This window comes from Buttiauxella selenatireducens (assembly GCF_031432975.1).
In the GTDB taxonomy this organism is placed as follows: Bacteria; Pseudomonadota; Gammaproteobacteria; order Enterobacterales; family Enterobacteriaceae; genus Buttiauxella; species Buttiauxella selenatireducens.
On record NZ_CP133838.1, the window covers coordinates 4,641,011 to 4,653,813 of the forward strand.

14 protein-coding genes are annotated in these 12,803 nt (G+C 49.2%); 8 read left to right on the top strand and 6 right to left on the bottom strand.

The window, feature by feature from the left end:
* The first annotated feature begins 97 nt into the window (after nucleotides 1–97).
* Nucleotides 98–952: a 5'-methylthioadenosine/S-adenosylhomocysteine nucleosidase gene (locus RHD99_RS21230; RefSeq protein ID WP_309876429.1), complete on the top strand. Its 855-nt coding sequence runs from the start codon at nucleotides 98–100 to the stop codon at nucleotides 950–952.
* Nucleotides 953–1,224: 272 nt separating this feature from the next.
* Here the strand turns inward: RHD99_RS21230 and RHD99_RS21235 are convergent, their stop codons facing one another.
* From RHD99_RS21235 to RHD99_RS21245, 3 genes are all read right to left on the bottom strand, one after another.
* Nucleotides 1,225–2,181 (bottom strand): Abi family protein, encoded by a 957-nt coding sequence (locus RHD99_RS21235; RefSeq protein WP_309876431.1) that lies wholly within the window; start codon nucleotides 2,179–2,181, stop codon nucleotides 1,225–1,227.
* Nucleotides 2,182–2,411: 230 nt separating this feature from the next.
* Entirely contained in the window at nucleotides 2,412–3,650 is a 1,239-nt protein-coding gene (locus RHD99_RS21240) for an IS110 family RNA-guided transposase (protein WP_309876432.1), read from the bottom strand.
* Nucleotides 3,651–4,021: 371 nt separating this feature from the next.
* Nucleotides 4,022–4,378: a hypothetical protein gene (locus tag RHD99_RS21245; protein WP_309876434.1), complete on the bottom strand. Its 357-nt coding sequence runs from the start codon at nucleotides 4,376–4,378 to the stop codon at nucleotides 4,022–4,024.
* Nucleotides 4,379–4,508: 130 nt separating this feature from the next.
* On the opposite strand from RHD99_RS21245, the gene RHD99_RS21250 reads away from it, so the two are divergent.
* From RHD99_RS21250 to paeA, 3 genes are all read left to right on the top strand, one after another.
* Complete coding sequence (locus tag RHD99_RS21250; protein WP_309876436.1) at nucleotides 4,509–4,688, top strand: hypothetical protein; 180 nt, start codon at nucleotides 4,509–4,511, stop codon at nucleotides 4,686–4,688.
* Nucleotides 4,681–4,839 (top strand): hypothetical protein, encoded by a 159-nt coding sequence (locus RHD99_RS21255; RefSeq protein WP_309876437.1) that lies wholly within the window; start codon nucleotides 4,681–4,683, stop codon nucleotides 4,837–4,839. The genes RHD99_RS21250 and RHD99_RS21255 overlap by 8 nt, the downstream gene beginning before the upstream one ends.
* Nucleotides 4,840–5,002: 163 nt before the next feature.
* Entirely contained in the window at nucleotides 5,003–6,340 is a 1,338-nt protein-coding gene (paeA, locus tag RHD99_RS21260) for a polyamine export protein PaeA (RefSeq protein WP_309876438.1), read from the top strand.
* 184 nt (nucleotides 6,341–6,524) lie between these two features.
* On the opposite strand, the gene RHD99_RS21265 is transcribed toward paeA, so the two are convergent.
* Nucleotides 6,525–6,731: a stringent response modulator YtfK gene (locus tag RHD99_RS21265; protein WP_121266826.1), complete on the bottom strand. Its 207-nt coding sequence runs from the start codon at nucleotides 6,729–6,731 to the stop codon at nucleotides 6,525–6,527.
* Between the two features lie 338 nt (nucleotides 6,732–7,069).
* On the opposite strand from RHD99_RS21265, the gene RHD99_RS21270 reads away from it, so the two are divergent.
* Entirely contained in the window at nucleotides 7,070–7,627 is a 558-nt protein-coding gene (locus RHD99_RS21270) for a YtfJ family protein (RefSeq protein WP_309876442.1), read from the top strand.
* A 4-nt stretch (nucleotides 7,628–7,631) separates the two neighbouring features.
* Here the strand turns inward: RHD99_RS21270 and cysQ are convergent, their stop codons facing one another.
* Nucleotides 7,632–8,372 carry a 3'(2'),5'-bisphosphate nucleotidase CysQ gene (gene cysQ, locus RHD99_RS21275; protein ID WP_183272569.1) on the bottom strand — a complete coding sequence of 247 codons (741 nt, stop codon included), beginning with the start codon at nucleotides 8,370–8,372 and terminating at the stop codon, nucleotides 7,632–7,634.
* 202 nt (nucleotides 8,373–8,574) lie between these two features.
* Between cysQ and RHD99_RS21280 the strand changes: the two genes are divergently transcribed.
* Nucleotides 8,575–10,506 (top strand): bifunctional 2',3'-cyclic-nucleotide 2'-phosphodiesterase/3'-nucleotidase, encoded by a 1,932-nt coding sequence (locus RHD99_RS21280; RefSeq protein ID WP_309876443.1) that lies wholly within the window; start codon nucleotides 8,575–8,577, stop codon nucleotides 10,504–10,506.
* Between the two features lie 58 nt (nucleotides 10,507–10,564).
* On the opposite strand, the gene RHD99_RS21285 is transcribed toward RHD99_RS21280, so the two are convergent.
* On the bottom strand, nucleotides 10,565–10,960 hold the full coding sequence (locus RHD99_RS21285; protein ID WP_374708448.1) for a winged helix-turn-helix transcriptional regulator: 396 nt from the start codon (nucleotides 10,958–10,960) through the stop codon (nucleotides 10,565–10,567).
* A 91-nt stretch (nucleotides 10,961–11,051) separates the two neighbouring features.
* Between RHD99_RS21285 and RHD99_RS21290 the strand changes: the two genes are divergently transcribed.
* Both RHD99_RS21290 and RHD99_RS21295 read left to right on the top strand, forming a co-directional pair.
* Nucleotides 11,052–11,900 carry an SDR family oxidoreductase gene (locus RHD99_RS21290; RefSeq protein WP_309876444.1) on the top strand — a complete coding sequence of 283 codons (849 nt, stop codon included), beginning with the start codon at nucleotides 11,052–11,054 and terminating at the stop codon, nucleotides 11,898–11,900.
* A 65-nt stretch (nucleotides 11,901–11,965) separates the two neighbouring features.
* Nucleotides 11,966–12,790 carry an AraC family transcriptional regulator gene (locus RHD99_RS21295; RefSeq protein WP_309876446.1) on the top strand — a complete coding sequence of 275 codons (825 nt, stop codon included), beginning with the start codon at nucleotides 11,966–11,968 and terminating at the stop codon, nucleotides 12,788–12,790.
* Nucleotides 12,791–12,803: the final 13 nt, after the last annotated feature.

The following is a 12,803-nucleotide window of genomic DNA, read 5'->3' on the forward strand; positions in this document are numbered from 1 at the left end:
CGAACAAACGCGCAACCGATTCATTAATCCAGAAAATGCGTACCTTCAGCGCCGCGCATTGGTTAAAGTAATCGTTTGCGTATAAAGGAATAGCCCGATGATCATCAAAAAAACATGTCTGCTGGCACTGTCAGCATGTTGCCTGGTACTGCCTTCCCTGAGTTTCGCCCAGCCGTCACCGAAAGGGCCGATCGTGGTTCAGGGCGCAATGCCAATTGAAGCCGAACATTTTGCTCAACGCCTTGATAACCCGAAGGAACAGCAGATTGGCGGCTGGCGTTTCTGGAGCGGCACGGTAGACGGTTATCCGGTGGTGGTTTCTGAGACATTGAAGGGCATGTCAAACGCCGCGGCTGCCACGGCGATTGCCGCCACCCAGTTTCATCCGGTGGCAATCATTAACCAGGGCACGGCAGGTGGCCACGACCCGGCGTTGAACGTGTATGACATCGTGCTGGGCAAATACTCCGTAAACCTGGGCGCGTTCAAAACCCCGCACAAACTGAAAGGTGAAGGCAGCGATTCCCTGCAGTGGAAACCGATGGATCTGTTGGCCTCTAAAGGCAGCGCCGGTGAAGATAAAACCCCGCACACCATCCGTAAATTCCCGGGTGACGCCCAGTTGCTTGCGGTTGCGGACAGCGTTAAAAGCACATACACCCGAGGTAAAGTGGTGGATGGGGTGATTGGTTCGGCGGATCTCTGGAACAGCGAACTGGACAGAATCAGCCATTTCCACACGACCTATCAAACCTCTGCAGAGGAGATGGAAACCGCGTCAGCCGCACAAACCGCCGCGGCTTTTGCGATCCCGTTCGTCGGGATCCGCGTGTTATCCAATAACATCACCAACGATGGTAAATACGATCCGCAAACCGGCCTGGCCTGTCAGGACTATGTGTATCAGGTAGTGAAGGCGTACGTTGCCAAACTGGACGCGGATAAAAAGTAAGACGGTAAATTGACTCGCGCCAGGATTGTCATGATCCTGGCGATTTCTGTCAGGGTGAGGATGAGTCTCTAAGTTGAATTAGCTCAGACTTTATCTGAGAGGTTGAGTAGGTAGAATCTAATCAAAGCTGACAGTCTGGTTTGAGCGATGAGCAGAAGTTGGATTGCCGTATGTTCTCTAAATGTGAATGGTACGATTATGCAGGATGCTTACAAAGCCTCTATGCCAAAACACCATATTTATCATTTAGTCTGCCAATCCATGATATCAATTTAAATATTGAAGTTGAGAATGACCGTTTCTTTGCCTGCATTACTGAAAGACAAGGGGAAAAGGCTTTTTCCCTCTATGTGGCGGAGCAGGTCCCGTTTCAAACGTCTTAATGATATTTCCTTAGAAATCCGTCCGTTAAGGTAAAAATCAAGCGATTCTTTACGGCAAATTGCTCGCGCCGCACCTTCGATACCAGATTCATGCAGCATTTCTGCGCGATCGCGGCTGATTCCATTGATGAGGAAGACGAGATCATCGATTATTGCTGTAAGCATTTTGATTGCGGTGACACTATTTCCTACTGAAGCGTGCTTCCAGATAGGTTCATGGTGTGCAACCCTATTTCGCAACTCTTTGATAGGTAGCAATTTATTATGAATATCGCCATGTCGACGTTCTGAAGGCAATAAATTGGGAAAAACCATCGGTTCTAAATGTGGCCATAATCGGTCAGATGTATTGAGATCATGATAGTTTCTCTCAAACATGCCAACCCAAAAACCGAACATCAATTCAGCAACAATTGCATCTGCATGTTGAGGCTTATGGCCACTAGTCAACTTTTCTTTTGCTTGTTTCAGCATGCTTTCATGGCGTGATGTCCACACCTTTTTGTTCTTACGACTTCCGCTACTTATGTTTTTTCGATAGAAATTGTTTGATAAATGAGGATATTGAGTCATGAAGGAGTTAAAATAATCATGCCCAGCCAGCTTCGTTAAAGGATCAAACCAAGCAGGGTTGTTAAAGTGAGCAGAAGCTGCATTATGAATACCGTTTCTCAAGGTTACTTCAAGGCATTGCAAAAGAGGGAAAAGTGCAGCGCCTACGCGTTTGTTCCAAACATAGGCTCCGATGCACTCTCCAAGAGTGGCATTGTTTGTTAGAGCAATGTATGTCTTAAGTCGAGCCTTAGATACGTAGGCTTCAATCGCGAGATTGTTGTGTAGTTGCAAAGTGCCCTCTCTACTGGTAAAGTTTAACGTAATGAACGCGTATGTTATTCCCTGTACTTACATAATACATATGCAGAATGCGGTCAGATACATGAATTTAGTAGTGTGTTTGCCCAAACAACAAAAGCGCCTTTTGGCGCTTTTGTTGTTTCTGTGACCAGCATCTTCACCAGCAGTTGGTGCATTTGTATGAAGGTCCGCTTCACGCCCTGAGACATTCGACAAGCTTTTTACGACCCTAGTAAGGGCGATTTTCGCTCTTCAAGCGCCAGTAAATATTTCGCTTCGTCATAACGGGTTCTGGTCTTCCAGCAGCGGTAAATAACCCTTATCCATTTGAATGCCAGAGCCCGGATCGCGGACTGATGAGATTTTCCCTTTTCTCGCTGCCCCTGATAATACCGTCTGGCCCAGTATGATGAGTTTACCGTCTTCGCAGTCCATTCCACGAATGTCTGTCGGACGAACTTCGCACACTGCCAACGCCAGTGCACCCAGGATTTTTGGCCGCTTCGCTCGGTTACTGGCGCGATGCCAGCATAGTTTTGTATTTCTTCTGCGCTGTTGAAGCGGTTGCGGTTATCACCCAATGCTGCAAGCATTCGCGGGCCCATACACGGTCCCATGCCCGGCAGTGATTTGAACAGTTCAGCATCTGGCAATTTGTCAAAATGCGTTTCGATTCGTTCGTCATAGGTTTTGATGATTTCACTCACGACTTTAATTTGTGCCGCCAGTGCTGTAGCCATCAAAGCATTAGCTTCTATAACTACTGGGTCTGTAGTCAATGGAATCGAACTCTCAATGCTCGCAACACGCTGCTCGGTAAGGGATCTTGCACGACCACCTTTGGTATTCAGAAAGTTACGGATCGTGTCGCGCCTGGCGCGTTTCAGTTGCTGCAGACTGGGCCACCGTATAATCAGTTCGCACAACAGTAAACTCCCCCTATGTGAGAACCATTCCAGAGGCTGAGGATAATACTGCTTCAATGTGTTGATAAGGCGGTTCACGAAGCGGCGTTTGTCTTCAACCAACTGGCGACGCTGTTCAACTAACTGCTGGAGCAACCTGATATCTGCATTGTCAGGCTCGATGGCCTTTATCTTTTGGGGGTAACGTAGCATTAGCTCTAATGCTAACTCAGCATCCTGGGGATCATCCTTCGCACCACTTGGCCAGAAGGTCTGCCGATAGCGGGCCAGTGACAACGAGTGCACAGGAAAAACAGTGACAAATGGGTACTTCTGTAGAGCATACACCACCGGGCCTTTCTTCAGCTCAAGGGCTATAGCGATCCTGCCTTTCACCTTTTGGTACAATTCGTTGAGCCAGATATCAAGCGCTTCCGGGGTATGTTCAACCACATGGAATATACGTTCGCCGTTTTTAAACTGAACGCAGACATCATGCTTTTTATCTGCCCAATCCAGACCAACATGAGCAGCAAACTTATCTATCGCAGTCATCACCAACTCCTTTTTATCGGGGATTGGTATGCATTCCACGTTCTTCGAAAGAAATATAGTCAGCAGTTTTCTGCATGCCCTGAGTATTCGTTAGCGAACGTGGAGCACTTACTGGCTCGAAAGCAAAGCGGCAATCATCAAATCACATGATTCTGGCACAATATTCGTAACCAGTAAGCGCATACCCTGAATCACTTAAAAGTGTAACTCTCAGGGTTCGAATGACTATATCTGGCACAGAGAGGCCTGTCAGATTATTTTTAGCTCTGCGTTGTGATAGTGCCAGTTCGAGTTTGTGCGAATACATCTAAGTCATACAAATTAGTATCTCAAGTAGCAGCCGAATACAGGCTGCCAGCTCATTTTCACTTCTATGCCTGATTTAAACTATCCGCTTTTCGCTCAAGCCGATGTAATGCCGGAATCAGCGAGCTAATTACCGCAATCCCATGCCCTGCCTGGCAAAGCGTTTCCTGCGAAAACTCCACTACATTCTGTTCCGCAAAGGTAATAAATGATTTACCAATAAAACGCAGCGCGTGGCAAAGGCCTGCAATGCTTTCTTCGCAATGGCTGGCAAGCTCTAAAGTTTCCTCGCTCGTCAAAGCATCAAGGTTAATTGCGGATATCGTGTGAGCCATATCGGAATAGAGAACATCCGTATCGGCGAGATGTGGAAACGTGTGGTCGGCAGATTGTGCTGCTGTGTTACTATTAGCGTCAGCCATAGCATTATCCTAAGTAATGGTTGTGGTTAGAGGCCCGGTTAGTGTTAGCGCACTGCCGGGCTTCGTTGTTTTTGCATGACTGGTGTCATACACTTGTAAGACACAATCACTTTAATTAGGTGTCAGACACATGTCAATCATAGAATTTAAAAAGAAAGGAAACAAACAAATTGCTTTACGTGTTGAGCCCTCTCTCGAAGCAGGAATACAGCAAGCTCTGAAACTTGATGGCGATGCATCTGTATCTGCATGGATTAAGAGGATCATCAGAAAGGAACTGCAGTCAAAGGGGATTAAAGTTGATGAATGAAAGAAGAGGAAATCCCCCATTCCAGTTTCGGTTAGATCCCGAACTGCGTAAGGCAATGGAAGAAGCACAACGCCAGGATGGTGATGAATCTCTGGCGGCCTGGATTAAGCGGATCATCAGAAAAGAACTAAAATCCAGAGAGGTTAAATAACGCTCACGCCACCAAATTATCCCCTCTGGCAGCTTCACACACCCTTAAGCTATACTACCCCTTGATATTGCTGGCCCAACCTCCACGGACTGGCAGTCAAAACGTATTAACCCTTAGATTTTCAACTTTCCTTCCGAGGCTCTGGCTCTAAGCCGGATAAACTATGTTAAACAGTATTTTACTAATACTTCTTCTTATCTCCGTCAGTGCGTTCTTCTCTATTTCGGAGATCTCGCTGGCAGCATCCCGTAAAATTAAACTCAAGCTTTTAGCTGATGAGGGTAACGTTAACGCGCAACGCGTGCTGACAATGCAGGAAAGTCCTGGCATGTTCTTTACCGTGGTGCAGATTGGCCTGAACGCGGTTGCAATTCTCGGCGGTATCGTCGGCGACGCGGCGTTTTCTCCAGCGTTTAAAGTCCTTCTGGAGCGTTTCTTCTCGCCAGAAATGGCTGACCAACTGAGCTTTATGCTCTCTTTCACCCTGGTCACCAGCTTGTTCATTTTGTTTGCAGACCTCACTCCGAAACGCATCGGTATGATTTCGCCTGAATCTGTTGCTTTGCGAATCATCAACCCGATGCGCTTCTGTCTGTTTGTCTTCCGTCCATTAGTGTGGTTCTTCAACGGACTGGCAAACGTCATTTTCCGTATTTTCAAACTGCCAATGGTGCGTAATGACGACATCACATCTGATGATGTGTATGCCGTTTTTGAAGCAGGCGCGCTGGCGGGTGTGCTGCGTAAGCAAGAGCATGAGCTGATCGAGAACGTGTTTGAGCTGGAATCGCGTACCGTGCCGTCGTCCATGACGTCACGCGAAAACATCATTTGGTTTGATTTGCATACCGATGAGCAGAGCCTGAAGAATAAAATCGCCGAGCATCCTCACTCCAAGTTCCTGGTGTGTAACGGCGATATCGACCACATCGTTGGCTATGTTGATTCAAAAGAGCTGCTGAACCGCGTGTTGGGCAACCAAAGCCTGGCGCTCAACAGTGGTGTGCATCTGCGTAATGCGCTGATTGTGCCGGATACGTTGACCCTTTCTGAAGCGCTGGAAAGCTTCAAAACTGCCGGTGAAGACTTTGCGGTTATCATGAACGAGTACGCGCTGGTGGTGGGTATCATTACGCTCAACGACGTGATGACAACACTGATGGGCGACCTGGTTGGCCAGGGCATGGAGGAGCAGATTGTCGCTCGTGATGAAAACTCCTGGCTGGTTGAAGGCGGCACACCGATTGATGATGTCATGCGTGTGTTGGATATTGACGAGTTCCCGCAGTCTGGAAATTACGAAACCATCGGCGGCTTCATGATGTTTATGCTGCGCAAAATCCCGAAGCGAACTGATTCGGTGAAGTTCTCGGGCTATAAGTTCGAGGTGGTGGATATTGATAACTACCGTATCGACCAGCTGTTGGTCACGCGTATCGATACCAAGCCGACACCGCTGACGCCAAAGCAGCCGGATGCGGATGAGCAGACCACTGCATAATTCCAATTCCCAGAAACACTAACGGCACCCTCGGGTGCCGTTTTTTATACTTCAATTTAATACCCTAAATAATTCGAGTTGCAGGCAGGCGGCAAAGTCCACGAATCTCCAGGAGCATAATCCATTATGTGACTGGAGTGAGAGGGCGAGCCAACGCACCTGCGGCTTGAAGTATGACGGGTATTTACGCCATTTCCGCCTGCATACGCAGTACCTGGCGGTTTACTTCAGACATAACAGATAGATGCTGCTTATCTTTCACTTTTGGAATAAGAATCTTACCCTTATCAAATTCAAAAGCGCCAACGTCCTTGATGTACAACCGTCCACGGAACAGGATTTTCACGTACTTCGCCACCTGAAGCGGGTTGTACCGTTGGAAAATTTTCATTCTTTTTTTCTCCTGCAGTGTTAACGCCCCTGCGGTTCCACATTTGGTCCGACAAAACGAGGCGAAAAATTTGGTGCCTGGAAACTATAGTCCATATGCAAATCGACACCTAGTTTGCACAATCTTATTTACGGTATTATTACAAAATCTCAGAATAATCTTTTCAAATGTAAACAAATCTTAGTTTAAGCCTTCAAAAAATAGGGATATGTGTTGTATCTCTCAAACTGGCATTGCTCTTGCGGGACAGAAAGCTATTCAGCACATATGCTTAAAACGTCACGACGAGTGGTCGGATCACCTGCTATTTTTAGTCAATAATAAGATAAGGAGTCATCATGTCCCTACGCACAACCCTTGCGCTTGCCTTGCTGCTGTTGCCTCTTGCAGCATCGGCACATAATTTCGAGAAAAATCAGCGAGTCTCACCTATTGGTATTACGGATAAAGGTGAGTTGATGCTCGACAATGATAAGTTTAGCTATAAAAACTGGAATAGTGCGCAGTTGGTGGGAAAAGTGCGAGTGGTGCAACATATTGCCGGGCGCTCTAGTGCGAAAGAGAAAAATGCAGGGCTGATTGAAGCGATTAAGGCGGCAAAATTCCCGCATGACCGCTATCAAACCACCACGATTGTGAACACCGATGATGCCATCGTCGGCACCGGGATGTTCGTTCGCAGCAGCCTTGAGAACAATAAAAAACAGTATCCGTGGTCGCAATTTATCGTCGACAGCAACGGCGTGGCGCAAAAATCCTGGCTGCTCGAAACCGGCAGTTCAGCGATTGTGGTGCTGGATAAAGAAGGACGCGTGCAGTTTGCGAAGGATGGCGCATTGACGCAGCAAGAAGTGCAGCAGGTCATGAGCCTGCTGCGCGAATTACTCAGTAAATAGTGGCTTAGTAAATAGAGACCCGGAAACCTGGGTTTAAGAATGACTCGCGCGGGGTGTAGTCAAGTGACTTACCCTGCCAGTCATGAACGTGCGCACCTGCTGCTGATGCAACCGCGTGGCCTGCTGCGGTGTCCCAGATGTTGGTTGGCCCGAAGCGCGGATAAAGCTGCGCCTGCCCTTCAGCCACCAGACAGAACTTCAACGATGAACCGATAGACGTTGTCTGGTGTTCACCCAATTGATGAAGATACTCTTTCAGTTCGTCATCGCCGTGCGATCGGCTAATCACCACCAACGGCGGGCGTGCATCGCGCACATGGATTTGGTTACGTGTGCCATTTTCCTCTTTCCAGGCCTTACCTTCAGCCGCGCTATACATCACGTTCAGAACCGGCGCATACACCACGCCCAACACCGCTTTCCCCTGCTCAATCAGGGCGATATTGACGGTGAATTCCCCGTTACGTTTCAGGAACTCTTTAGTACCATCCAGAGGGTCCACCAGCCAGTAGCGCTGCCAATGTTGGCGCGTTTCCCACGTCTGCGGATCTTCCTCTGAAAGCACGGGTATCTCTGGGGTGAGCGCTTGCAGCCCTTTCAGGATAATGGTGTGAGCCGCAATATCGGCCGCAGTCACGGGTGAGTCATCCAGTTTTTTCGTCGCCTCAAGCGGTTTCACACCCTGGTAAACATCCATAATGGCGGCTCCCGCTTCGCGCGCCAGTTGGCAAATTTTTTCTAGCATTCTGCACCTCATGTTGTGTTTCACACGCAGCATCGCGCGAATAACCTGTTGTTTTATTTATATCTCATTGCACCTGGTTGCGCTATCTGTGAAGCGATTCCGGTTTAACGATTCTCATTTCTGGTACACTTCACATTTTTGTAAGCAACAACGTTTATATACATAGTCTTTTATGACCTGGCTCGAGAAAAGGACCTTTATCATGATTAAGTTTAGTGCAACGGTTGTTGCCATGCTGGTTACTACCAGCGTTCATGCGGCAACAGTTGACCTGCGTATCCTGGAAACGACCGATCTCCACAGCAATATGATGGATTTCGATTACTACAAAGACACACCAACAGAGAAATTCGGGCTGGTGCGTACCGCGAGTCTCATTAATGCCGCCCGGAGTGAGACAGTAAACAGCGTCCTGGTTGATAACGGAGACCTGATTCAGGGCAGCCCACTTGGCGATTACATGGCGGCAAAGGGCCTGAAAAAAGGCGATATCCACCCGGTTTATAAGGCGCTGAATACGCTGGATTACGCGGTGGGTAACTTAGGCAATCACGAGTTTAACTATGGCCTTGATTACCTGCATATGGCGCTGTCAGGCGCAAAATTCCCGTATGTGAATGCCAACGTTATTGACGCCAAAACCAATAAGCCGCTGTTCACGCCTTACGTGATTAAAGAAACTGCCGTGAAAGATAAAGACGGCAAAGAACAGACGCTGCGCATCGGCTATATCGGTTTTGTTCCACCACAAATTATGACGTGGGATAAAACCAACCTGGAAGGCAAGGTCACGGTTAAAGATATTACCGAAACAGCTCGCCAATATGTGCCAGAGATGCGTAAGCAAGGTGCTGATTTAGTGGTAGTTGTCGCCCACTCAGGCCTTTCCAGCGACCCGTATCACGCCATGGCGGAAAACTCGGTTTATTACCTCAGCGAAGTTCCGGGCGTTGATGCCATTCTGTTTGGCCACGCACACGCCGTTTTCCCTGGTAAAGATTTTGCCAATATTAAAGGTGTCGATCTTGAGAAAGGCACACTGAACGGTATTCCTGCGGTGATGCCTGGTATGTGGGGCGACCATCTCGGCGTGGTTGATTTGGTGCTCAATAACGACAGCGGCGCGTGGAAAGTCACGAGCAGCAAAGCGGAAGCACGCCCGATTTACGATAGCGTGGCGAAGAAAGCCCTGGTGCCTGAAGATGCAAAACTGGTGACAGTGTTGAAGCACGATCACGACGCTACACGTGAGTTCGTCAGCAAACCAATCGGAAAATCATCCGACAACATGTACAGCTATCTGGCGCTGGTGCAGGACGACCCAACCGTACAGGTGGTGAATAACGCCCAAACTGCTTACGTTGAAAAATACATTCAGGGCGACCCGGATCTGGCAAATCTGCCAGTTCTCTCTGCCGCAGCGCCATTCAAAGTCGGTGGACGTAAGAACGATCCAGCCAGTTTTGTCGAAGTGGAAAAAGGCCAGTTAACCTTCCGCAACGCAGCTGATTTGTACCTTTATCCAAACACTCTGGTGGTGGTGAAAGCCAGTGGCAAAGAGGTCAAAGAGTGGCTGGAGTGTTCTGCCGGGCAGTTTAATCAGATTGATGTGAACAGCACTAAGCCGCAGTCGCTGATTAACTGGGACGGTTTCCGTACCTATAACTTCGATGTCATCGACGGCGTGGATTACCAGATTGATGTGTCGCAACCGGCTCGCTACGACGGCGAATGCCAGATGGTGAACCCGAAAGCAGAACGTATCAAAGGGCTGACGTTTAAAGGTAAACCAATCGACCCGAATGCGACCTTCCTGGTAGCGACCAATAACTATCGTGCCTACGGCGGTAAATTTGCCGGTACGGGCGATAGCCATATCGCGTTCGCCTCCCCGGATGAGAACCGCTCCGTGCTGGCAAACTGGATCACTGCGAGCAAAGAGATCCACCCTGCTGCCGATAACAACTGGCGCCTGGCTCCGATTCATAGCGAGCAGCCATTAGATATTCGCTTTGAAACTTCACCAGGTGAAAAAGCCGCTGCGTTTATCAAAGATAAAGGCCAGTATCCGATGAAGAACGTCGCTACCGATGAAATCGGCTTTGCGATTTATCAGTTGGATTTAAGTAAATAATTTAATTGCCAATAGATTTCGAGTGGCAGGAAGGCGGCCACTTGAAAGATGAAGGCTATCAGGCGTCCCGTTCGCTTCGGGACGCCATCACTTTCGGCAAATTTCCTTCAATCCAGTCCGCAAGCTCAGCCACTTTTTCGCTCACCTCATAACCCATCGGCGTCAGGCTGTATTCCACATGCGGCGGCACAACCGGGTACGATTTTCGATTCACAAAACCATCCGCCTCCAGCCATTGCAGCGTTTGCGCGAGCATTTTTTCACTCACCCCGCCCATTTTGCGGCGCAGGTCGCTAAAGCGATGCGTCCCGCCCTGCAACGCCACCAGAATCAATACGCCCCAGCGACTGGTGACGTGCTTAAGCACATCGCGCGATGGGCATTGTTCAGCGAACAAATTGCCGTTACGCATTTGCTCAGTTAACGACGGCGCACGGTTTTCAATTTCACTCATTTCATACTTACCTTTTTGTGCGTACTTACTAAAAGTTAGTGTCAGTGATAGTGTGGCACAACTTAACCAGAACCCCCACAGGAGATTTACCATGATTGCAATTACCGGTGCTTCCGGCCAACTGGGCCAACTCGTTGTTGAAGAATTATTGAAAACCGTAGCGGCAGACCAACTGGTTGCTATTGTGCGTAACCCAGCAAAAATAAAGCCGTTTGCTGAACGTGGCGTTCAGGTTCGTGCTGCCAGTTATGAAGATAAAGCCGCGCTGGTGCAGGCTCTGGCGGGCGTTGAAAAACTGCTGCTGATCTCTTCGAGTGAAGTCGGCCAACGTGCAGTTCAGCATCGCAACGTCATCGAAGCCGCGAAAGAAGCGGGCGTGAAACTGATTGCTTACACCAGCCTGCTGCATGCGGATTCATCCCCATTGGGCCTGGCAGATGAACATATTGCGACAGAGAAAATGCTCAACGAGTCGGGCATTCCATTTGTGCTGCTGCGCAACGGTTGGTACACCGAAAACTATCTCGCCAGTGTACCGCCAGCTCTGCAACACGGCGCGTTTATTGGTAGCGCAGGGAATGGGAAAATTGCATCGGCAACCCGCGCGGATTACGCAGCGGCCGCAGCCAAAGTGATCACGTTGGAAAATCAGGGCGGGAAAGTTTACGAGCTGGCGGGCGACCATGGCTGGACGCTGTCCGAACTCACCGCTGAACTGACTAAACAAAGTGGCAAAACTGTGGTGTATCAGAACCTGCCAGAAGCTGATTTTAAAGCAGCATTGCTGGGTGCAGGCTTGCCAGAAGGGTTAGCGGCGCTGTTGGCAAACTCCGATGTCGGGGCGTCTAAAGGTGGCCTGTTTGATGACAGCCGCCAGCTCAGCGCACTGATCGGTCGTCCAACCACCACGCTTGAAGAAAGCATTCGCGCTGCACTGTAATTGTTAACTTTCCGTTAAACCAGGACATCCCTATACTACTGGGATGTCCGAGCGGAGAGTGAAACGTGCAAGGTGTTCCTGAGCAGTTCCACGATAAGAAAGACAGCGCCCAATTTCGGCATTTGCCGCAGTTGCCCGGCGTTGAGCTGTATCATGCTCATATTTCGCGTTACGCTTTTGAGCCTCACACCCACGAAGCGTTTGGTATTGGGACCGTGACATGGGGTGCTGAGCGTTTTCGCTATCGTGGCGTCCAGCACGTCGCCGCCACCGACTCTTTAGTATTAATGAATCCCGACGAACTCCACACAGGAGAAGCGGCAACCGAAGACGGCTGGCAGTACCGCATGATTTACCTCGAGCCGGAAATTCTTGAGGCCGTGACGGGTTCACGCAACTGGTCGTTTAGCGAAGTGGTCAATCACGATCCGCTGCGCGCGGGGCACATTTCACACCTGATTAATGGGCTATGGCGCGAGAGTGATTCGCTGGCGCAGCAAGGCCTGTTACTCAATCTCATCGAAACGTTTCAACCGTACGCACGGCATCTCCCTTCTGGCTCGCCAGGTTCGCCACATCGTTTTGAGCAAATTCGGGACTATCTTCACGATAACTATATGCATCCGGTGACACTCGACGAACTTGCCGCTGTCGTTTCGCTGAGTCCATACCACTTTCAACGCATGTTTAAAGCGCATTTCCACGTTACGCCGCATCAGATGTTGATGGCGATTCGCCTGTGGCGTGCAAAACAGTTTCTGACGAGCGGTATGCCTGCCGCACAAGTGGCTGCTGCCAGCGGATTAACTGACCAGGCACATCTGACACGCGCCTTTTCCCAGCGTTATGGCATCACACCTGTGCGTTACCAAAAACAGGTCGCCCGTTAGATACACCGCAAGC